A 21,964-nucleotide genomic window follows, 5' to 3' on the forward strand; every position below is an offset into this window, starting at 1 on the left:
GTCGGTGTCGTCCCTCCCTCACATGCCCCAGCGCAGCGCCGGGGTCCGCACCGGCGCGTCCCACAGCCGCAGCAGTTCCTCGTCGACCTGGCAGAGCGTGACCGAGGCACCGGCCATGTCCAGGGAGGTGACGTAGTTGCCGACCAGTGTGCGGGCCACGCTCACCCCGCGCTCGGCGAGCACCCGCTGGACCTCGGCGTTGAACCCGTACAGCTCCAGGAGCGGGGTCGCGCCCATGCCGTTGACCAGGACGAGGACCGGACCGCGCGGCGGCATGTCCTCCAGGACGGCGTTGACCGCGAAGTCGGCGATCTCGCCGGACGTCATCATGGCCCGCCGCTCCCGGCCCGGTTCGCCGTGGATGCCGATGCCCAACTCCAGCTCGCCCGGCGGCAGATCGAAGGTCGGGGTGCCCTTGGCCGGGGTGGTGACGGCGCTCAGCGCGACACCGAAGCTGCGGGAGTTCTCGTTCACCTTGCGCCCGGCGGCCTCCACCCGCTCCAGCGGCTGCCCCTCGGCGGCTGCCGCGCCGGCGATCTTCTCGACGAACAGGGTGGCTCCGGTGCCGCGCCGGCCCGCGGTGTAGAGGCTGTCGGTGACGGCCACGTCGTCGTTGACGAGCACCTTCGCCACCTGGATGCCCTCGTCCTCGGCGAGTTCGGCGGCCATGTCGAAGTTGAGCACGTCACCCGTGTAGTTCTTCACGATGAACAGCACACCGGCGCCGCTGTCCACGGCCGCGGCGGCCCGGGCCATCTGGTCGGGGACGGGGGAGGTGAACACCTCGCCGGGACAGGCCGCCGACAGCATCCCGGGGCCCACGAACCCGCCGTGCAGCGGCTCGTGCCCGGAGCCGCCCCCCGAGACCAGCGCGACCTGCCCCGCGACGGGCGCGTCCCGCCGTACGATCACCCGGTTCTCCACGTCCACGGTGAGGTCGGGATGCGCCGCCGCCATGCCCCGCAGCGCGTCCGCCACCACGGTCTCCGGGACGTTGATCAGCATCTTCATGCCTGTCTCCTAGGAAGCTTAGCTCTCTGAGCGGCGTCTTTCCTGTTCGGGCCGGGTTGTGCAGAGTGGCCGAGCGCGTGGGTCGCGCCGACCTCACCTGTCTATCAGTATCGGCCTCGTGGTGGCCAAGGTCATGTGCGCTCATCTTCTGTACGTGCGGAGCGACCCGGGGCGAAGCACCACGTCCGGTGACGGCGGGAGTTCGGCCGCGCGGGCGGCGGCGTCAGGGCCGGGCGGCCGTGAGCGCGGCGAGGAGGCCGTCGGCCAAGGGCTGCGGCCGGGGTGCGCCGCCCGCCGCCGTGGCGCGCAGCACGGCCCTCAGCTGTGCCTCGGGGAACGTGTCGGCGTAGCCCCGGGCGTCGTCGGCCGTGTACGCCGCCGCGAGCGCCGCACCGAGGGCCCGCGCGTGGGCCTCGGCGCAGGCGCGGGCGTTCGCCTCGGTGGCGAGCCGGGCGTACGTGTGCCCGTACGCGTCGGCCTCGTCTGCCGGGTACCCGTTGGCCAGGGCGTGGTCACGGGCGCCCGCGAGGCCCTCCGCGTAGGCGGAGGCACGGTCGTAGGCGGCGTCGTGCAGCCGCAGCAGGAGCGGGCCGAGCGCGGACCGCCAGGCGGCCCGGTCGGCAGGCGTGCCCCGGGCCGCCGCGCGGTGCAGGGCCGTCGGCGCGGCCGTGTCCGCCGTCCCCACGAGCAGCGGCAGCACGGTCTCCGCCTGCCAGACGTGCACGGCACGCAGCCCGGCCGGTGGCGTCGCGGAGCCGAGCAGGCCGTGCAGGCGGGCCGCCCAGGCGTCCGCGGCGGGAACCGGCAGTTCGCCGTGGAGGGCGCCGGCGAGCCGCCACAGCCAGGCGGGCACACCGGCCCCCGGCGGCTCGGCGGCCCCGGTCCGCAGCGCGGCGAGGAAGGCCGCCGGGGCGGCCGTGGTCGTGGGCATCGCGGTCTCCCTGCGGCGGCGGGTCAGGCGGTCAGGGACGTGCCGTCGATCGCCACGCGGCGGCCCTGCCTGGTGTGCGGGAAGTAGTCCCACACCGCGTGGTGCTGCACACTGCGGTTGTCCCAGAACACCAGCGTGCGCTCCTGCCAGCGGACCCGGCAGTGCAGCAGCGGGGTACGGGCGATGTGCCCGTACAGCATCCCCAGCAGCGCGTCGCTCTCGGGGCGCGAGAGCTGGGTGATGTGCGAGGTGTAGGGGGCGTTGACGAACAGCAGCTTTCGGCCGTTCTCCGGATGGCGGACGACGACCGGCTGTTCGGTGCGCGGCACGTCGTACTCGGGCGGCGGGGTCAGCCCCGCGTCCGTCCAGGGCTTGGCGCCGTCGTGGAGGGCGGTCAGGCCGTCCAGGAAGCCGCGCAGGGCGGGCGAGAGCAGGTCGTAGGCGAGGTGCATGTTGGCGAACAGGGTGTCGCCGCCGCTGCCGCCCTCGGGGATCGTGGTGATGTACAGCATGGAGCCGAGGGAGGGCTCGGCGTCGGCGGTGCCGTCGGAGTGCCAGCCGTTGCCGGCGACGGCCTTGGAGTCCTTGTCCGCCCTGATCTCCAGGATGTGCGGGTCCGACCCCTCGGCGGCGAGGGCGACGGGGTGCAGCTCGCCGAAGACGGCCGCGAACCGCTTGTGTTCCTCGGGGGTCAGGTCCTGGTCGCGGAAGACCAGCACGTGGTGGGTGTGGAACGCGTGCCGGAGCTCCTTCTCCTGCTGCGGCGTCAGCTCGCGCGCGAGGTCGAGCCCGGTGACCTCGGCGCCCAGCACCGGGGTGATCGGGGCGACGGAGAGGGTGTCGTAGGGCTCGGCGGGGCGGGTGGTGAGCCGTTCCACGGCGCGCAGTGCGTAGTCCTCCATGAGGGACCTCCTTGGGCTGGACGGGCTGGACGGGCTGGACGGGCTGGACGGATGCGTCGGTGAGGGTGCCGGGTCAGAGCCCGGCGTCGAGGAGTTCGGCGACCACCAGGCGGCCGAAGGCGAGGTTGCCGTGGATCGTGTCGTCGGGCTGGCAGAAGACCGGCCGCTGGTGTCCCGTGCCGTCGGTGACACGGGCCCGCAGGTCGATCAACTCCACACCGTGTCGTATGAGTTCGGCGCCGATGATGTCCTGGGCGGCGAAGAAGACGGCCGGGTCGGACATGCCGGGGACCCGCTGCGGCGGCATGGGGGCCAGCACCCGCAGTCCGAGGGCGGCCGTGCGGCCGTAGAAGGCGAGCGCGCCGCGGACACCTGCCCGGACCAGGTCGGCGAACAGGCCACTGTGCAGGAACCGTTCGGGCACGGCGCCGTGCCGGTCGCGGTGGACGTCCCAGTTCTGCCGGGTGGCCACCGTGTGGGCGCTCAGCCCGAACGTGCACACGAGCGGCACCCCGAGCCCCGCGAACCCGGACACGCCGAGCTGCTCCAGGAACTCCCCGACCAGCCGCCGGACCGCCGCGTCCCGGAAGACCAGGTCACCGTCACCGCCGTCACCGCTGTCGGTGCCGAGGAAGGGCCCGAGGAAGTCCCGCCCCGAGCCGACCGGGCCGCCCACGAAGGGCAGTTGCGCCTGCCGTGCGGCCCGTCCGACGCAGCCGGCGTGGGAGTCACCGAGCAGGAGGAACCGGGCGGGAGCCGGGGGCGTAGTAGTCGAGTACGGCGTCGTCACACCAGTGGTCCTCTCCGCCGACGACGGGGGTGGTCTGCGCGGGCACCGGCGGCTCCGGATCCGCCCCGGTCCGCAGGGAGCGGAAGAAGTGCCGCATCACGAATGCCACGCCGTCGGGCGTGACCGTGCGCAGGTTCGGTCCGTAGAACGCCGCCCGGTACGGGAAGCCCGTGACGATCTCGTACGACGGGAAGTAGTCGACGTCGTCCGACGCGTCGGCGAGCTGGCCGGCCGCCGCGCGCAGCACCGACTTGGAGTGGGTGGTGGCGACCAGCGCGTGCCGGCCGGTGGCGGTCGCCGTCAGCGGTACCGGGGAGACCGTGAGGACCGTGCGCAGCCGGGGGTTGACGCCGTGTGCCATCGCGAGCACGTCGGTGAGGTCCCGGTGGACCCGGTCCGCGGTGTGGTTGTGCAGGACGTGCCGGGCGGGGTCGTACCCGCCGCGCACGGTGCCCGGGCACACCGGCAGGACGGTGCCGGTACGGACGTCGTGCCAGGCCTCGGTCAGGCCGAGGGTGAACACCAGGACGTCGGCTCCGGTGAGGGCGGTGCGGATGGCGTCCAGCGTGACCGCGCGGGCGCGCAGCACGTCGTCCGGCGAGCGGTGGCCGTCCGGTTCCACGGCGGGCCGGTACGGGTCGTGGAAGGTCCCGTCCTCCTCCCACACCTCCTCGGGCGGCTTCTCCTCCGCCAGCGCCCAGGCGACCCACTGGCGCAGCGCGGCCGCCGTGTAGATGTTTCCGGTGCGGAAGGAGAAGCGGCGGTAGCCGCGCGCCGCCTGCTCGGCGGCCGTCAGCCCCGGGGGCGGGAGTTCGGCGTCGTACCAGTGCATGCCCTCCGCGAGGAGGGCCCGGCCGATGTGCGCGGCGAAGCACGAGCCGGCGGTGACGACGGGATCGTCCTGGCCGATCGCGAACTTCGGCGTCCACAGGCCGTCGATGTCCGCCGGGGCGCGCTCGGCGACCGCGGTGCGCCAGAACGACCGCGCGGGCAGGCTGGTGTACGGATGCTGCACGGGTGGTCTCCTCAGATCCGTCCGGCGGGCTGTGGCCGGGTGCCGGACGGGGACCCGGTCCCGGCGAGGGCGGCGGCGATCTCCCGGACGTGCGGCTCGGCGACGATCTGGTAGTGGTCGGCGTCGACGTGGTGCAGCCGGTACGGGGACGGCAGATGCGCGTCCCACGCGCCGGGGGCGGTCGGTTCGGGCGCGAGCACGGACTCGTCCACGGGCCGGGCCGCCAGCCAGACCGCGGTGTGCGTCCGGCGCAGCCGCGGCAGCCGGTGCCCGGCCATGGCCGCCAGGTTGGCCCGGCAGCAGCGCGCGAGCCGCTCGGCGTAGACGCGGCCGGGCTCCGTGAGCGGGGCGCCGGGGGTGTCCGGACCGGGACCGGCGCCGCCGTGGGCCCGTTCCGCCGGCCGCCCCCCGCCGTTCGCGCTCAACTCGCGGGCGAAGACAGCCTGTATCCGCCCCTCGTCGTAGCCGGCGAGGCGCTGCCCGGCTCCGGGCGGCGGCGGGTCGAGGAGGTGGAGGGCGGTCACGGGCCGGTCCTGGGCCTCGGCGAGCGCGGCCATCGACAGCGCGGTCCACGCCCCGAACGACCAGCCGGCGAGCGTCAGCCGGTGCCCGGGCTCCGGGAACTCCCGGCGCACGGCGGCCAGGTACCGCGCGGCGCGCTCGTCGATGGAGTGGCCCTCCGGCGGTTCCGAGGCGCGCAGACCGGGGTCGGCGATCAGGCAGACGGTGAGGTGGGCGGGCAGGGCGGAGACCAGCGGCCGGTAGGCCTGGACGTCCCCGCCCACCGGATGCACCAGGCACAGCACGTCCGGCCCCGGGCCGCGCTGCCACACCTCGACGTCCACCGTGCCGTGCGGGCGGACCCCGCCGCCGAGGTGGCCGAGGATCTCCGCGAGGCTCACCCGGTGGCTGAGCCGGGACAGTTCGATGTCGGTGCCGTGCCGGCGCTTGATCTCGTCGAGGAGCTCCAGCAGGGTCAGCGAGTCGGCACCCAGGTCGTACAGGGCGGCCTGCGGGTCGACGGTGGCCACGCCGAGCAGGTCCAGGAGGACCCCGGTGATCTCGGCGTCCACGTCTCCCCGCACGGGAGCCGCGGACGCGGCGGGGGCGGCCGGTTCGCGGAGGTCCCGTGCGGCCGGTTCGTAGAAGGCCCGTGCGGCCGTCAGGTCCGTGGTGCCGACCAGGAGACACGGCAGCTGGAGGCGGAGCGCCCGCTCGAAGACGGCCGTGCCCTCCTCGGGGGTGAGCGCCACGCCCAGGTGGTCCCGGTGCCGGGCGTCCGCCCGGTCGGCGTGCCGCTGTGCCATGCCGACGTCCCGCCACGCGTCCCAGCCGACGCTCGTGCGTACGGTGGCGTCACCGCCGGGCGCGCCGCGGTGGGCGAAGGCGTCGAGGCAGGCGTTGGCGGCCGCGTAGTCGAACTGGCCGACGCCGCCGAACCGGGCCGCCATCGAGGAGCAGTACAGGACGTGGTCGGGGGCGTGTTCGGCGACGAGCAGCTCGATGAGCAGGGCGCCGCGCAGCTTGGCCGCCGTCACGGCACGGGCGGCGGCCGGCTCGCGCCGGGCCAGGAGGCCGCCCCCGGCGGCACCGGCCGCGTGCACGATGCCGGCCAGACCGTCGAGCAGCGGGGTCAGCCGGTCCGCGACGGCTGCCGGGTCCTCCGCCGCCAGATCGGCCGTGACCAGGGTGACGCGGTCGCCGAACGGCCGCAGCCCGGCGGGCACTTCGGTGCCTCGGGCCACCAGGACGACACGGTTGCCCGGATGCCGCAGGAGCGCCGTGGCCAGGGTGGTGCCGATGCCGCCCGTGCCGCCGAGGACCAGATGGGTGCCCGGCGGGGCGGCGCGCCGGGGCGCCTCGCCGGCGGGTACCGGCACGGTGGTGCGGTGCCACCAGAAGCCGTCCCGCAGGGCCGTCGCCCGGTCCGTGCCGGTGCTGGTGGCGGCGTCGTCGAGGAGCAGGTCGGGCAGGTGGGCGGCCCAGTCGGCCGGACGCCGGCCGGGCAGGTCGGTCCAGCGCAGGGTGACGCCCAGCTCCTGGCGGGGGACCTCGAGGGCCGCGGCGAGCAGCGCGGCCTCGGGGGTGTGCACGGTCCCGGTGACCGGTTGCGCCCGCTGGGACAGCAGCCAGGCCCGGGGCCGCTCCGGCTCCGGCCGGGCGGCGAGGGCCAGCGCGAGGGCGGTGACCGTGTCCAGGCAGGCCCACTCGGCCGCCTCCAGGACGGACACGGCCGCACCGCCGTCCAGGGCGAGCGGAAGCGCGTGCAGCCAGTCGACGGCCGGCCCGCCCGCGCCGGTCAGGCGGTCGAGCAGGGTCGCCAGCTGCCCGGCGTCGGCGACATCGGCCTCGTAGCGGTCGTCACCGAGCCGGGTCAGGCCCTGTCCGGCGCGCACGTTCACCACGCGCGCGTAGTGGCGTTCGAGGAACCGCCAGTCCTCGCCGTCCTGGCCGGGCCCGGTCACCACCACGGCGGTACGGCGGGACACCGGGGCGTCGGTGCGGGCGCGCCGCGCGCGGGTCCACAGGGGCTGGTGCAGCCAGTCGGCGGCAGGCAGCCGGGCGATACCGGTCCGCGCCTCGGGGGCGCGCGCGACGTCGTACTCGGCGGTGTCGAAGGCGGGCGGCGGGAAGTCCCAGGGCGCGGGCGCCGGGCCGGCCGGCCAGGCCACGGTGCGGCCGGCCGCCCATGCCACGGCGAGCGTGTGCGGGTCGAGGTGCTCGACCGCCGGCCCGTCCTGCGCCCGGGGCGCGGTGACGGCGAAGGGGGTGCGCAGCCAGGCGACGGCCGAGGCGGCGTCGGCGCAGACGGCCGCCGCCCGGTGGGCGAGGGCGGGGCGGCCGCCCTGCAGGTGCCGCACCACCTGGTGGTAGGCGTCGGGACGGGCCGTGAGGTAGCCGGCGACCCGGAGCGCGTCCGCGCGGACCGCGGCCTCCGAGGCGCCGGACAGCACCAGGCACGGCAGCGGCACGGTGGGGCCGGAAGCGGGCACCGGCTCCGGGTCCTCCAGCAGCACGTGGGCGTTGGTGCCCCCGATGCCGAAGCTGCTCACCCCCGCCACCCTGCGCGGACCGGCGGGCCAGGGCTCGGCGGCGACCGGGATCCGGAACGGGCCGTCGGCGATCTCCGGGTTGAGCCGGTCGAAGTCCGCCGTCGGCGGGACGATCCCGTGGTGGACGGCGAGCACCGCCCGCACCAGCCCGACGACGCCCGCCGCCGCGCCCAGGTGCCCGATCTGGCTCTTCACGGACGACAGCGCCACCCGCGCGTCGTCCGTCAGCCCGTACGCCTGCCGCAGCGCGGCCGCCTCGACCGGATCGCCGAGCCGGGTGCCGGTGCCGTGCGCCTCGACATACCCGACCTCGTCGCCACGCCGGCCGCCGCGGGCCAGCGCCGCGCGGATCGCGTCCCGCTGGCCGGGCAGCGACGGGGCGCTGTAACCGAGCTTGCCGGAGCCGTCGTTGTTCAGCCCGGAGCCGGTGACGACCGCGTACACGGTGTCGCCGTCCCGGCGGGCGGCGGCCAGCGGCTTGAGGACGACCACGGCGCTCCCGCTCGCCCCCACGGTGCCCTCGGCGTCGGCGCTGAAGGGCCGGCAGTGCCCGTCGGGGGAGAAGATGTGCTGCGGCCGGTAGGTGTAGCCGTCGGTCAGCTCCGTGTCGACGAGGACCCCGCCGACGAGCATCACGTCGGCGTCGCCCTGCCGCAGCATCCCGGCGGCGACGTGGACGCCCGCGAGCGAGCTGGAGCAGGCGGACTGGAGCGTGAACGCCGGTCCGGTCAGCCCGAGATGGTAGGCGGCCTTGGTGGCGAGGAAGTCCTTCTCGTGGTGCAGGGCGAGCCGGAAGGAGTCGGGCAGCAGGTCCGGGTCGCCGTCGCGGAGCATGCGCTGGAAGTAGGTGTTCTCGCCGCAGGAGGCGACCAGACCCGTCCGCAGCCGCGCCGGGTCGCCGATGCCGGCGTGCGCGAGGGCTTCGGCGCAGTTCATCAGGAGGTGGCGCTGCTGCGGGTCCATCAGCCGCGCCTCGTGCGGGCTGATCGTGAACCGGCCGGGGTCGAACGCCAGCAGTCCCGCCATCTGCGAGCGGGCGCCGACCCGGCCGTCCCCGGCGGCGAAGTGCTCGATGCCGCGCCGGCCGGCGACGACCAGGTCCCAGAACGCGGCCAGGTCGGGCGCGCCCGGCAGCCGGACGGCCATGCCGACGACCGCGACCGGTTCGTCGGCCCGCCGAGCGTCGCCGGACGGCGCCGGCCGCCGGGCCGGAGCGTCCTGGCCGGCACCGGCTCCGGCGTCCGTCACCAGCCGGGCCAGCGCGCGCAGGGTGACGTGCTCGAACAGGTCAGGTACGGAGAACGGGAGATCGCCCTCGCCCGCGCACCTGAGCTGGAAGCGCATCAGGTCCAGGCTGGTGGCACCGGCGTCGAAGAACCGCTCGTCCATGTCCACGGCCCGCCCGGTGGCCGCCCGGAACAGCCCGGCCAGCCGCTCCACGAGCGGCGACAGGCCGGCGTCCGCGCGGCCGCCCGCCGGCTGCCCGAGGTCGGCCCGGCCGCCCGGCCGCAGTTCGCGGCCCGGCGCGCCGAGCGCCGCCCGGCGGTCCAGCTTGCCGCTGGGTGTGCGTGGCAGGTCCGGCACCCTGCGGTAGGCGGCCACCCGGACGTAGGCGGGCAGCTGTCGCGCAAGCCGCCGGGTGAGGTCCGCCGGGTCGGGATCCTCGCCCCGGCACTGCAGGACGGCGACCAGCCGGCCGTCCAGCACTCCCGCGATCGCGTTGACCACCCCCGGGCACCCGAGCAGCGCGGCCTCCACCTGGCCCAGCTCCAGGCGGTGACCGCCCAGTTTGACCTGCCCGTCGTCGCGCCCCGCGTAGTGCAGCAGGCCGTGCCCGTCGAAGCGGGCGCGGTCCCCGGTGCGATAGAGGACGCCCAGTTCGGGGTCGTCGGCGAACCGGTCCCGGTGCGCGGCGGGGTCGCCCAGGTAGCACCGGTTCGCCATGGGCCCGCCGATGAGGAGGTCGCCCGTGACTCCCGCGGGCACGGGCAGGCCGCCCTCGTCCACCACCCGCAGCACGGCCCCCGCCACCGGGCGCCCGATCGCGGGACGCGCCGGCCAGCCGTGGGGGTCGCCCTCCAGGCACAGGGCGCTGACCACATGGGTCTCGGTCGGGCCGTAGTGGTTGAACAGGCGGACGCCGCCCGGCAGCCCCGCGAACCAGCGCCGGATCGCGTCCGTGCAGACCAACTGCTCTCCCGCGGTGACGACTTCACGCAGCCGGGACGGGAACATCCCCGCGCGCACGCCGTGCTCGGCGAGCAGCTGCAGCGCCACGTACGGCAGGAAGATCCGCTCCGCCCCACCCGCCTCCAACTGCTTCAGCAGGGTGGGCATGTCCTGCCGCCATGCCGGTCTCACCAGGCGCAGTTCGCCGCCGGAGCAGAGCGTGGTCAGGATCTCCTGGAAGGAGACGTCGAAGGAGAGCATGGAGAACTGCTGGGTGACGGCGGGCCGTTCGAGTCCGCCGGCCACCCGCTGCCAGGTGATCAGGTCGCACAGCGTCCGGTCGGGGACCCGGACGCCCTTGGGGGTGCCGGTGGAGCCCGACGTGAACAGGGTGTAGAGCGGCCGGAGCCCGCGGTGCCGGTGCGGCACGGGCGGCGCGGTGGGCGTGCCGGTGAGGGTGACGACGTGCCGTGGCAGGTCCGGTGGGGCGACCGTGGCCAGCACGTCGAGGTCCTGGGCGCCGGTCAGCACGCACAGCGGGTCCGCGTGCTCCAGCACAAGGCGCAGCAGGGCCGGCGGGTAGGCGGGGTCGAGGGGGACGACGGTCAGGTTGCGGCGGGCCGCCGCGAGGAGGGCGACCACGTGCTCGACGGACGGCTGGAGGCAGAGGGCCACGGACGCCGGGGCGGCGGGATCCTCGGGCACGCTCAGGAGCGACGCCAACTCGTTGACCTGGGTGTCGAGTTCGGCGTAGGTGAGGGTGGTCTGGCCGAGGGTGACGGCGGGCGCGTCCGGAGTGCGGGCCACCTGCCGGGCGAAGCCCTCGGCCACCGTCGCGAAGTCCGCTTCGACGCGGATGCCGTGAACCGTCGCCGCCTGGCGGTGCGGGGTGAGGAGTTCGCGCAGGGTGAGGTCGCCGTCGCCGGTCAGCGCGTCCAGGACCTGCCGGAACAACCGCGCCGCCGCCTCGGCCCGTTCGGCGCCGAAGTCGTCCCGGTACTCCCACAGGCAGCCGAAGCCCGACTCGTCCTCCAGCACCGACAACGTGAGCGCGCACTTGGCGCCCGCGGGCTCGGGCCAGCGGGGCTCGACCGCGCAGCCCGTCAGGCGCAGGGCGGAGAACTCCGTGTTCTCCAGCACGAACATGTAGTCGAAGAGCGGGGAGCGCTCCCGGAACGCCGGGTCGCTGAGCAGGTCGGCGAGGAGGACCTCCTGCCCTTCCAGGACCCGGCGCACGGTGTCGGCGTGCGCCGCGAGATGGGTGCCCAGCGAGTCGTCGGGCCGCACGGCCAGGTCGAGCAGGACGGTGTTCGCGAACATGCCGACGCTCTCGGCGAACTCGGGGCGCGGCCGGTTCGCCACCGGAGCGGCGACCAGCGGACGGGCCTGGCCGGTGACGCCGTACAGGCACGCGGCGAACGCCGACACCAGCAACTGGAACCTGGTCAGGCCGAGTTCCGCGGCGCGCCGGTCCAGCGCCGTACGGCGGACCGGGTCGAGGGAGGTGCGCAGCAGCCGGGCCGGCGGCCGTACCGGGGACCCGGACCGGGGCGCGGGCAGGGCGGCCGACGGCTCGGGTGCGTCGGCGTAGTGCTCGCGCAGGCGGGCGCGGTGGCGTTCGTAGGCGGGCGCCGCACGCCAGTCGCGCTGCCAGCGGGCGAGGTCGAGCGGGCCCGCGGCCGGGGCCGGGCGCTGCGCCTCGCCCGCGTAGGCGTCGGTGAGGTCGCGGAAGAGGAGGTTGAGCGACCAGCCGTCCACGGCCGCGTGGTGCAGGTGCAGAAGCAGCAGACCGCCGTCGGCCCGCTCCGCCCAGGCGGCCCGCAGCATGCCCGGCTCGGTGAGGTCGAAGCGGTGGGCGAAGAAGCGCTCGGCGGTCTGCTGCCAGTGCTCGCCCTCGCGGAGGTCCAGCGGCTCCCAGGGGTCGTACGGTGCCTCGGTCCGCTGGAGCAGGCCGTCCGGGTCGGGCACCAGCCGGGTGCGCAGGGCCGGGTGCCGCTCGACCAGGGAACGCAGTGCGCGGCGCAGCGCCCGCGGGTCGACGGTGCCCCGGACACGGAAGGCGAGCGGGACGTCGTAGGAGCGGTCGTCGGGATCGCGCCGGTGCAGGAGCCAGAGGCGTTCCTGTTCGCTGGTGGCGGGCGCGGTCGCGGTGTCCGGGGCGGCCGGCACCGGCGGACGGGAGTCGGCGTCGGCGGTGTGCACGGCGTCCGCGAGGGCGGCGAAGTCCTCCCGCATCACGAGAGCCTGGGGGAGGTCGACGCCGTACCGCTCCAGGATCTCGAAGCGGAACCGCAGCGCCTTCAGCGAGTCGCCGCCGCTCGCGATCCAGCGGTCGTCGGGGCGCAGGCCGTCGACGGCGAGGATCTCCTCGGCGATCTCCAGCACGGGCCGCTGCTCCGCGCCGACGGCGACCGCCTCCGCACGGGTGCCGCGCCACGGCGTGCCGGCGTCGCGCACCAGCGCGGCCTGGTCGACCTTGCCGTTGGCGGTCAGCGGGAGTTCCGAGACGAGGTGGGTGTGGTGGGGGCGCATGTACGGCGGCAGGGTGGCGCCGAGGTGCCGTTCGTAGTCCGTGAAGGCGAGGGTGTCGCCGAGGACCAGGAAGGCCAGCAGTTCGTGGCGGTCCGCGGCGTCGCGGCGGGTGCAGACGTGGGCGCGGCGCACGGCGGGCAGCGCCAGGATCCCCTGCTCCACCTCGCCCGGTTCGATGCGGAAGCCGCGCACCTTGACCTGCCGGTCGGCGCGTCCGACGTAGACCACGTGCCCGTCGGCGTCCCGGCGCACCAGGTCACCGGTCCGGTACCAGCGGCGCGGAGTGCCGTCCGCGTCCGCCAGCCGGACGAAGCAACGCTCGGTCAGCTCCGGCAGGTTGCGATAGCCCCGCGCCAACGCCGGTCCGGACAAGAGGAGTTCGGCCACCTCGCCGTTCTCCGCGGTGCGCCCGTCCAGGGTGCGCAGCAGCAGCCCGGTGCCCGGCAGCGCGGTGCCGATCGGGATCGAGTCGCCCTCGAAGTCACGGGGGATCGGGTGGTACAGGGCGAACGTCGTGGCCTCCGTCGGACCGTACACGTTGTGCAGGACGGTGGCGGCGTCCGGGTTGGCGTCGTACCAGGCGCGGATCACCCGCGGGTCGAGCCGCTCACCACCGACCAGGACCTGGCCCGCGTCGGCGAAGCAGCCGGGGACCCGGTCGACGACCGTGTTGAAGAGCGCGACCGTGATGAACACGGTGTCCACCCGGCGTTCGCGCAGTACGGCCGCGAGCCGGTGCGGGCTGTGCACCTCGGAGTCGGCCACCACGACGCAGACGCCGCCGGTGAGCAGCGGGGCCCACACCTCGAAACTGAGCGCGTCGAAGGCCGGGTTGGACAGGCAGGCGAAGCGGGCGCCGGGCCGCGGGTCGAGCCAGCCGGGGCGGGCCAGCCGCAGCACCCCCGCGTCGGTGACCTCGACGCCCTTGGGGCGGCCGGTGCTGCCGGAGGTGTAGAAGACGAAGGCCGTGCCGTCGTCCCCGGCGGGTGCGGGCGGCTCGGCGGTGGCGCCCGGGGATGCGGCCGGGGATGCGGCCGGGCCGAGGAGCAGAGCGGCGTCGATCCCGTCGGCGTGCTCCGTCGTACCGTCGTGGACGACCGCCACGGCGCCGGAGTCGGCCAGGATGTGCCGCTGCCGGTCGGACGGGCTGAGCCGGTCGAGGGGGACGACGGTGGCGCCCGCCCGGCGGATGCCGAGCATGACGCAGACCAGCTGCCAGGAGCGGGGCAGGCAGACCGCGACGGACTGCCCGGCGGCCACCCCCCGGTCCCGCAGCCGCGCGGCGACCCGGCCGCTGAGCAGGTCGAGTTCCGCGTAGTCGAGCAGGCGGTCGCCGTCCTCGACGGCCGGCGCGGAGGGTGTGCGGCGCGCCTGGGTGAGCACGGTCGCCGCGAGTGCGGTCCCGGTCGGTCCGCAGGGTGCGGTGCGGTCGGTCATCGCGCTTCTCCCGCCGGTACGGCGACGGCACGCACGGCGGGTGCCGGCTTCCCCTCGTGATGGGCGAGTTCGGCGGCGAGCAGCGCGCCGACCCGGGCGGTCTCGGCCCCCTCCAGGATCTCCCAGTGGTCGCAGGCCATCGTCTCGACCCGGAACTCGCCCTGCGCGCGCCGCCGCCAGAACTCACGGACCTCGGCGTGGAAGGCGGTGTCGGCGCCGTCCGGCACGGCCTCGGCGAGGACCAGCCGCGCCCGGGAAGGCGCCGGGACGTGTGCGCGGGCGGTGAGCCGGTTGTGGTTGTAGATCCGGAAGTAACGGTCCACCTGGGCGTCGTCGATACCGGGGTACATCCCGTTGAACCGCACGAGCTTGTCGCGGAACTCGGCCGCGTCGACGGCGGTGATGGCCGCACGCGCCGCGGCGTCGTCGGTCGCCTGCGTGTCGAGGAGGACCACGCTCACGTCGCTCCGTCCGGCGGCGCCGAGCAGGCGGCCCATCTCGTGGGCGACGAGGCCGCCGTAGGAGAGCCCGGTCAGGACGAGCGGCCCCTCGTCGAGGGGTTCGAGGAGACGCAGGTACGCCTCGGCCATGGCCTCCACACCGGGCAGCAGGTCCTCTCCGGGGTTCACCCCGGGGGACTGGATGCCGTACAGGCCGGTGTGTCCGGGCAGATGGGCAGCGAGCGGCAGGTAGCAGAACGCGGTGCCGCCGGCCGGGTGCACGCACACCACCCGGGGGCCGGTGCCCCGCCGGAACTCGATCAGGCTGCCCGGCGCCCGGTGCGCGCCGTCCTCGCGCAGCAGCGCCGCCAGGGCCTCGATCGTCGGGCGCACCACGACCTCGGCGACCGGCAGCCGGCGGCCGAAGGCCTCGCCGACCTCGTGGGCCATCTTGATGGCGGACAGCGACGTGCCGCCGACGTCGAAGAAGTTGTCGCCGACGCCGATCGAGGGGTGCAGCAGGATGCGCTGCCAGATACGGAACAGGGCATGCTCGACGTGGTCGCGCGGACTGGCGGTGTTGACCTGGTCCGACGTCTGTTCGTGGACCTGGCGGAGCAGCGCGGCGCGGTCGAGTTTCCCACTGCGGCCCAGCGGGAGGGTCTCCATGTCGAGGACGACGGCGGGCACCATGTAGTCCGGCAGGCTGCGGGCGAGTGCCGAGCGCCAGTCGGCGCCGGTGCGGGCCGCGGCGGCCCCCCGGCCGACGGCGGCCACCAGCCGGGGCCGGCCCGCCGGGTCCTGGTCGGCGAGGACGACGGCCTCGCGGACTCCGGGCAGCCGCGTCAATGCGGCGGCTATCTCGCCCGGTTCGATGCGGAAGCCGCGCAGCTTCACCTGGTCGTCGGCGCGCCCCGCGTAGTGGAGCAGCCCGTCGTCGCCCCAGCGGGCCAGGTCGCCGGTGCGGTAGACGCGGGCACCGGGCACGAACGGGTCCGGCAGGAAACGCTCCTCGGTGAGGTCGGGGCGGCCCAGATAGCCGCGGGCCAGGCCGGCCCCGCCGAGGTGGATCTCCCCGACGACGCCGGGCGGCACCGGCTGCATCCGGGCGTCCAGGACGTAGCAGCGGGTGCCCGGGAGCGGACGGCCGATGGGGCACGGGCGGTCCAGCGGGCGGGGGTCGTAGTGGGCGGTGCTGTAGAGGGTCGCCTCGGTGGGGCCGTAGCCGAAGCAGACCCGCAGGCCGGGCAGCCGTTCGGTCATCCGGTGCAGCGCGGCCTCGGTCAGCGACTCGACCCCGGTCAGCAGCCTGCGCAGGCGGAGGCCGGGCAGCCGACGGTCCGGGTCCTCGTCGGCCCACTTGACGTAGGCGGGCGGCAGGAAGGCCTGCACGATCTCGTGCGCGCGCAGCCAGGCGAAGAACTCCTCCGGGTCGCCGCGCAGTTCCTCGGGGACGATGTGCAGCACACCGCCGGTGGTGAGGGGCAGCAGGAGTTCGTGGACCGAGGCGTCGAAGCCGATGCTGGACCAGGCCGAGCCCGCCTCGCCGGTGGCGGTGCCCATCCGCTCGTGCCAGACCGCGAAGAGGTTGAGGACGCTGCGGTGCTCGACGGCCACGCCCTTGGGCCGCCCCGTGGACCCGGACGTGAAGATCACGTACGCCAGCCGGTCCGGGGCCTCGGGGATCCCGGCCGGCGGCCCGTCGTCGGCCGCTCCCTCGGCCTCGACCGTGGTGAGGTCGAGCCAGTGCGGCGGCCGGTCCGCACCGCGGTGGTCGCTGAGCACCACGGGGCACACGGCGTCCTCGACCATGGCGGCGAGGCGTTCCCCGGGCTGCCCCGGGTCGAGCGGCAGATAGGCGGCACCCGCCTTGAGGATGCCGAGGATGCCGACCGGCAGGTCACAGGTGCGGCGCGCGTGCAGTCCGACGACGTCGCCCGGCCGGACACCACGGGCGACGAGGGCGTGCGCGAGCCGGTTGGCGCGCCGGTCGAGCGTCGCGTAGTCCAGGGCGCGCCCGCGGTCGGTGACGGCGACGGCGGTCGGGTGCGCGCGGACCCGGGCCTCGAAGAGCCCGGTGAGGCCGGGCGCCGTGCGCAGGGCGGTCGCGGTGGCGTCGGCGGGGGCGCGGGCCGTGTCCGGTTCGCCGGTGGCGTCCCCGGCGCCGATCAGTTCCTGGCGCTCGTCCGGGTCCATCAGCTCCAGGGTGTCGATGGTGCGGTCCGGGTGCCGGGCCATGTCGGTGAGCAGCCGCCGGAGATGACCGGCCCAGCGTTCGGCGGTGGCCGTGTCCACCAGGGCGGTCGCGTGGTCGAGGTGCCCGGTGACCCGGCCCCGCGACTCGGCCGCCGACAGGGCGAGGTCGAACTTGGCCGGGGCGTGGGCGATCGGCAGCGGCTCGCTCTCGATCCCGGGCAGCCGGAGCAGGCCGTGCCGGTCCGGGACCCAGGCCAGCATGGTCTGGAACAACGGGGTGTGGGCCGCGCTGCGGGGCGGGTTCACCACCTCGACGATCCGCTCGAACGGCAGGTCCTGGTGGGCCAGCGCGCCGCGGACCACCGCCCGGGTGCGGGCCAGTGCCTCGGCCGCGGTCGGGGAACCGGACAGGTCGACGCGCAGCGGCAGCGAGTTGACGAGGAAGCCGATGAGCCCGGCGGTCCCCGGTCCGCGGCGGCCCGCGACCGGGCTGCCGACAACGATGTCCTGCTGGCCGGACAGCCGGGACAGCAGCACGGCCCAGCCCGTCAGCACGGCGACGAACAGGGTTGCCCCGTGTTCCCGGGCCAGGCGGCGCAGCGCGGCCGTGACATCCGCGTCCAGCTCGAACCCGACGCGGCCGCCGGCGTAGCCCTGCTCGGCGGGCCGTGGTCCCGGCAGCGGGAGTTCGAGCACGGGCGGGGCGCCGGCCAGCACGTCCTTCCAGTAGGCCTCCTGGGGGGCGAGCGCACCGCCGAGCACGGACTCCCGCTGGGCGTCCGCGTAGTCCGCGTACTGGAGCCGCAGCTCCGGCAGCCCGTCCGGCACGCCGTTTGCCAGCGTCTCGTAGAAAAGCCCGATTTCGCTCATCGTCACGTTCATCGACGCACCGTCGTAGACACTGTGATGGAACGTCAGTAGCAGCACGTGCCGGGCGCTGCCGAGGGCGAGCAGCCGGGCGTGCCAGAGCGGACCGGCCGCCAGGTCGAACTCCCGCTCCGCCTCCTCCCGTTGGTACGTCGCGAGGCGGCCCTCGGGATCGGCCGCGGCGCTGAGGTCCTCGACGACCAGGGGGGCACCCGCACCTGGCGGGTCGATGTGCTGGCACACTCCGCCGGCCTCCGCCACCAGCCGGGTCCGCAGGCTCTCGTGCCGGTCGGTCAGGGCGTCGAGGGCGGCGGCCAGGACGCCGCGGTCGAGCGGGCCGGTGAGGAGGAAGGCGAGCGTCTCGTTGTAGGCGGTGCCGCCGCCCGGGAGCTGGGCCAGGAACCACAGCCGCTGCTGGGCGAAGGACGCGGGCCGGATGGTGGGGGCGGGGCTGGGAGTGTTCTGCACCGGCAAGGCCTGGCCTTCCTGTCGGGGGACGGGACCGGGGGGCGGAACAGGGGTGCGGCGAACGACGGCATTGCGCGAAGTGCCGTAAGGGTGCGAGGGAGGGGAGGATGCGTAGGTATCGGTGAGTGGGGGAGAACCGACGGGGGGATACGCGTGGTGCAGCTGCGCACGCTGAGGCGTCAGCTGTGCGGAGGTTCTGAAGGGGCTCCGTGACTTGGTTGTGATCATCAGTCACACGCTGAGGACATGTCAACACTTGACTTTTTCGGGGTGAGTTGACCGGGACCGGCGGACTCCCCCCGAGGCCGATGGCCCGGAACGAGGGGTGCCGGTGCGGGGCGCCGGCGCGGGTCGGTGGTGAAGCGGGCTACACCACGGACCAGGGAGTGGCCTTCCTCGTGCCGGAGCGCGGGCGGCGGGATCGTGGACACAGGAGATCGGCCGGGGTCGCAACGGATCCGCCGGTCGGACCGGCCCCCCGCATCCCTCTACCGAAGGACAGTTCCATGCACCCGCTCGCCCGTGTGAAGGCGTTCGTCTCCGATCTGCTGCTGTGGTCGTGCTTCGCCGGCGCACTCGCCGCGAGTTCCGCCTCCGGCGCCGTCCTCGACGGCACCCGGAAGGACATCGCCACCTACACCGGTATCGGCGTCTCGCTGCTGACGGGCTCGCGCATCGCGAAGAAGCCGAGGATCAAGGCGTTCCTGGCGCGGCGAGGCACGCTCTGGTTCCTCTTCCTGTTCAACGGGGCCACCGCCGCCGCCCTGTACGTCGCCATGGACGGGGTGCAGGGGATCACGGGCGCCGCGTTCATGGGCCTGGTGTCGCTGGGCGCCGGCGGCGGCCTCCTCGCGAGCCGCCGCAGGCCGAAGCCGGCCCGGGCCCGCGCGGCCGACCAGCCCTGGACCTGAGCGGTCGCGAACCCCTCCGGCACCTTCGTTCGTCCGTACCGCGCCGATCGTGCCGGCCGCCGCCGACGCGCGCTCCCGCCCGCCGCCCGGCCCCGCTCACGCCTGTGGCGCGTGGGCCAGGTGGGCGAGGACGGCCAGCACCCGGCGGTGGCCGCTGTCGCCCGGCGGCAGGCCGAGCTTGAGGAAGACGTTGCCGATGTGCTTGTGGACCGCGCGTTCGGTGACGACGAGGGTGCCGGCGATGGTCGCGTTGTCGTGGCCCTCGGCCATCAGCCCCAGCACCTCGCGCTCGCGGGGCGTGAGCGAGTCCAGCGGCGAGTCCCGGCGGCGGCTGAGGAGTTCGGCGACCACCTCGGGGTCCAGCGCGGTCCCGCCGGCGGCCACCCGTTCCAGCGCGTCGAGGAACTCGTCGACCCGGCCGACCCGGTCCTTGAGCAGATAGCCGATCCCGCCGGTGCCGCCGCCCAGCAGCTCACCGGCGTACGACTCCTCCACGTACTGCGAGAGCACCAGCACCGGCAGCCCGGGGATCCGCTCCCGGGCCTCCAGCGCCGCCCGCAGCCCCTCGTCGCGGAAGCCAGGGGGCATCCGCACGTCGAGCACGGCCACGTCCGGGCGGTGCTCCAGGAGCGCGGGCATGATCTCGGGCCCGCTCCCGGCGACGGCCACGACCTCGTGCCCGGCCGAGCCCAGCAGCAGGACCAGTCCCTCCCGCAGGAGGGCGTTGTCCTCGGCGATCACCACACGCACGGCAACTCCACATCGATCACGGTCGGGCCCCCGGCCGGGCTGGACACGTCCATGGTTCCGTCGAGTGCGGCGACCCGCCGCCGCATGCCCAGCAGCCCCGAGCCGCCGGCCTCGTCGGCTCCGCCGCACCCCTCGTCGCGGACCCTGACCCGCAGGCCGCGCCGGACCCGGGCGAGGCGGACCTCTGCACGGGACACCCCGCTGTACTTGGCGACGTTGGTCAGCGACTCGGCCACCGCGAAGTAGGCGGCGGCCTCCACCGCCGCGGGCGCCCGCACCCCCTGGCCGAGACCCCCGTCGTCCACGGTCACCCGCAGCCCTCCCCAGCTCGCCGCCAGCGCCCGTACCGCGCCGGTCAGGCCGCGGTCGGTCAGGACCGGCGGATGGATGCCGCGCACGACGTGCCGCAGCTCGGCCAGCGCCTTCTCGGCCTGTTCCTGGGCCTCGTCGAGGAGCCGGAGGCCGGTGTCTCGGTCCCCGCCGTAGGCGCGCCGGGCGAGCCCGATGCGCACGGACAGGGCGACCAACTGCGCCTGCGCGCCGTCGTGGAGGTCGCGCTCGATCCGGCGCAGTTCGGCCTCGTGCGCGGCGATGGCGTCCGCGCGGGTCGCGGCCAGTTCCCGGACCCGGGCCGTGAGCTGTGCCTGCGGGGACGGTTTGAGCAGCGCGGTCGACCAGTCGGCCTCCAGGTCCGCGAGCCGCACGATCAGCGGCAGGACGACCGCCTCGCGGCGCAGCAGCCCGCACCGCAGGCCGTCGACGACCAGACCCACCGGCCACAGGGGCACGGCGAGCGCGAGCAGTGCGCCGTAGAACCAGTGGGCGGCCATCCAGCGTGCGTCGGTCCTGGTGCCGGGATACCGTACCGCCGTGACCACCCGTTCACGGACCGTCCCGGTCAGGGGCCGGTACACCTCGGGGATCCGCACCCCGGTCCGGGCGGCGGTCAGACTCCGCTTGGCCCCGGCGATCCGCCGGATCAACAGCACCGTCTCGGGCAGCAGCCAGACACCTACGACCACCGATGTGCCGACCGCGGTGATCAGCAGGACGGTGATGAAGATCCACGTCCCGAACGCCGTCGCGGCGACCAGGAAGAGGTGGAACGTGGCCTGCCCGGCCCGCCGCACCGATTTCCACATGAAAGGAAACTATGGGTTTTGCTTGAGTCACGCAAGTTTTACTTCGCGGTCCCGGGCCGGCCGGAAGCCGGGGTTGACCTCAAGTCCGGTTGAGTTTCTAGGTTGGGCTGTGTCGATGCCGACCCGCCTGGAGAGGACACAGCCATGAGGACACTGGTGCTCGGACGGACGCCCGCGAGGGTGACGGCGGTCCTGGCCACGCTGCACACGGACGGCTTCGACGCGGAGGGGGTGAGCACCGACGAGGAGGCGCTGGAACTCCTGGCGACCGACGAGTTCGGCGTGCTGATCATCGGCGGGGGCGTGGGGCCCGCGTCCCGGGCCTCGATCAAGGAGTTCGCGGCGGAGCACCGGGTACGGCACGTGATCGACGGCGCGCTGTCGGAGCCGTTCGACGTCTACGTGCGGCGGGAGTTCGAGCCGCAGATCCGCAAGGCCGCCGCCGAGAGGTGACGGCCCCGCGCCGACCGGACGGCCCCTAGACCGCCCTGACCTGCTGCGCCTGCGGACCCTTGGTCCCCTGGCCGATCTCGAACTCGACGCGCTGCCCTTCGTCCAGGCTCCGGTAACCGCTGCCCTGGACCTCGGAGTAGTGCACGAACACGTCAGGACCGCCGCCGTCCTGCGCGATGAACCCGAACCCCTTCTCCGCGTTGAACCACTTGACGCTGCCCTGAGCCATGCCTGTTTCCCTCTTCTCGATGCCGCGGCCCGGAACATCGCGGACCCCGACGATCCTCCCCGCACACCGGGCGGGGAAACGCCGTAGGGCGGCAACCACCCGGATGGTCCAGGCCGGCCCGGGCCGGACGGGGTGGAGCGGTCTGCACCGCCGGTCCGGGGGCCCGCTCCCTCGTTGCCGGGGCCGGCCGGCGGAATCGTGGGCGGTACAGACCGCCGGAGCGCCGAGCTCCCGCCGTCAGAAGGGACCGACCCCATGGCCGTCGGCCGGCACCGACGCACCGCGACCCTCGCCACCGTTGCCGCAGCCGTCGTGCTCACCGCCGCCCTCGTCACCGCCTGCAACCCCGACAGCTCGCTGGACTGCCTCACCGAGGCCGACTCCGTCGCGGACCGCGTCACCGCCGTCGGCCGGGCGGGCGCCGACACCCTCGGGGACCCGGCACGGACCGCGGAGACCATCACCACCGTCGAGAGCGACCCGCGCCGGATCAAGGACAGGACGGACGACGGCGAGGTCGGCAGGGCGGTCGACGACCTCGACAGGGCCGTGCGCGACTGCAACGAGGCCGTCCTGGACGGCGACACCGATCCCGACCCCGGCAGGATCGACGCCGCGGCGCACCGGCTGCAGGAGCTCTGCACGCCGTGACATGACGGCGGCGGCCC

The 21,964-nt window shown here is 75.0% G+C and carries 13 protein-coding genes; 3 read left to right on the forward strand and 10 right to left on the reverse strand.

All coding sequences use genetic code 11. From position 1 onward, the window contains the following. Positions 1-18: 18 nt before the first annotated feature. The 7 genes from dhaK to AB0472_RS27945 form a co-directional block, all read right to left on the reverse strand. Positions 19-1,011: a dihydroxyacetone kinase subunit DhaK gene (dhaK, locus tag AB0472_RS27915; RefSeq protein WP_366360150.1), complete on the reverse strand. Its 993-nt coding sequence runs from the start codon at positions 1,009-1,011 to the stop codon at positions 19-21. Between the two features lie 223 nt (positions 1,012-1,234). Then, on the reverse strand, positions 1,235-1,942 hold the full coding sequence (locus tag AB0472_RS27920; protein ID WP_366360152.1) for a hypothetical protein: 708 nt from the start codon (positions 1,940-1,942) through the stop codon (positions 1,235-1,237). Between the two features lie 23 nt (positions 1,943-1,965). Beyond that, complete coding sequence (locus AB0472_RS27925; protein WP_366360154.1) at positions 1,966-2,844, reverse strand: TauD/TfdA family dioxygenase; 879 nt, start codon at positions 2,842-2,844, stop codon at positions 1,966-1,968. Between the two features lie 73 nt (positions 2,845-2,917). Next, positions 2,918-3,634: a hypothetical protein gene (locus AB0472_RS27930; RefSeq protein WP_366360156.1), complete on the reverse strand. Its 717-nt coding sequence runs from the start codon at positions 3,632-3,634 to the stop codon at positions 2,918-2,920. Continuing rightward, positions 3,573-4,649, reverse strand: coding sequence for a GSCFA domain-containing protein (locus AB0472_RS27935; RefSeq protein WP_366360158.1), 1,077 nt, complete (start codon positions 4,647-4,649; stop codon positions 3,573-3,575). The genes AB0472_RS27930 and AB0472_RS27935 overlap by 62 nt, the downstream gene beginning before the upstream one ends. Positions 4,650-4,660: 11 nt before the next feature. Further along, positions 4,661-13,840, reverse strand: a complete 9,180-nt coding sequence (locus tag AB0472_RS27940; protein ID WP_366360160.1) for an amino acid adenylation domain-containing protein — start codon at positions 13,838-13,840, stop codon at positions 4,661-4,663. Continuing rightward, positions 13,837-17,811: an amino acid adenylation domain-containing protein gene (locus AB0472_RS27945; RefSeq protein ID WP_366360162.1), complete on the reverse strand. Its 3,975-nt coding sequence runs from the start codon at positions 17,809-17,811 to the stop codon at positions 13,837-13,839. The genes AB0472_RS27940 and AB0472_RS27945 overlap by 4 nt, the downstream gene beginning before the upstream one ends. A 506-nt stretch (positions 17,812-18,317) precedes the next feature. Between AB0472_RS27945 and AB0472_RS27950 the strand changes: the two genes are divergently transcribed. Further along, positions 18,318-18,722 carry a hypothetical protein gene (locus AB0472_RS27950; RefSeq protein WP_366360164.1) on the forward strand — a complete coding sequence of 135 codons (405 nt, stop codon included), beginning with the start codon at positions 18,318-18,320 and terminating at the stop codon, positions 18,720-18,722. Positions 18,723-18,818: 96 nt separating this feature from the next. Here the strand turns inward: AB0472_RS27950 and AB0472_RS27955 are convergent, their stop codons facing one another. After that, positions 18,819-19,472, reverse strand: a complete 654-nt coding sequence (locus tag AB0472_RS27955; RefSeq protein ID WP_366360166.1) for a response regulator transcription factor — start codon at positions 19,470-19,472, stop codon at positions 18,819-18,821. Then, on the reverse strand, positions 19,460-20,614 hold the full coding sequence (locus tag AB0472_RS27960; protein WP_366360168.1) for a histidine kinase: 1,155 nt from the start codon (positions 20,612-20,614) through the stop codon (positions 19,460-19,462). The genes AB0472_RS27955 and AB0472_RS27960 overlap by 13 nt, the downstream gene beginning before the upstream one ends. 144 nt (positions 20,615-20,758) lie before the next feature. Between AB0472_RS27960 and AB0472_RS27965 the strand changes: the two genes are divergently transcribed. After that, positions 20,759-21,067: a hypothetical protein gene (locus AB0472_RS27965; RefSeq protein WP_366360170.1), complete on the forward strand. Its 309-nt coding sequence runs from the start codon at positions 20,759-20,761 to the stop codon at positions 21,065-21,067. 25 nt (positions 21,068-21,092) lie between these two features. Here the strand turns inward: AB0472_RS27965 and AB0472_RS27970 are convergent, their stop codons facing one another. Further along, entirely contained in the window at positions 21,093-21,296 is a 204-nt protein-coding gene (locus AB0472_RS27970; protein ID WP_366360172.1) for a cold-shock protein, read from the reverse strand. Positions 21,297-21,551: 255 nt separating this feature from the next. Between AB0472_RS27970 and AB0472_RS27975 the strand changes: the two genes are divergently transcribed. Then, positions 21,552-21,947: a hypothetical protein gene (locus AB0472_RS27975; protein ID WP_366360174.1), complete on the forward strand. Its 396-nt coding sequence runs from the start codon at positions 21,552-21,554 to the stop codon at positions 21,945-21,947. Positions 21,948-21,964 lie beyond the last annotated feature (17 nt).

Origin of the sequence: Streptomyces sp. NPDC086777 (genome assembly GCF_040702065.1) — a bacterium.
GTDB lineage: Bacteria > Actinomycetota > Actinomycetes > Streptomycetales > Streptomycetaceae > Streptomyces.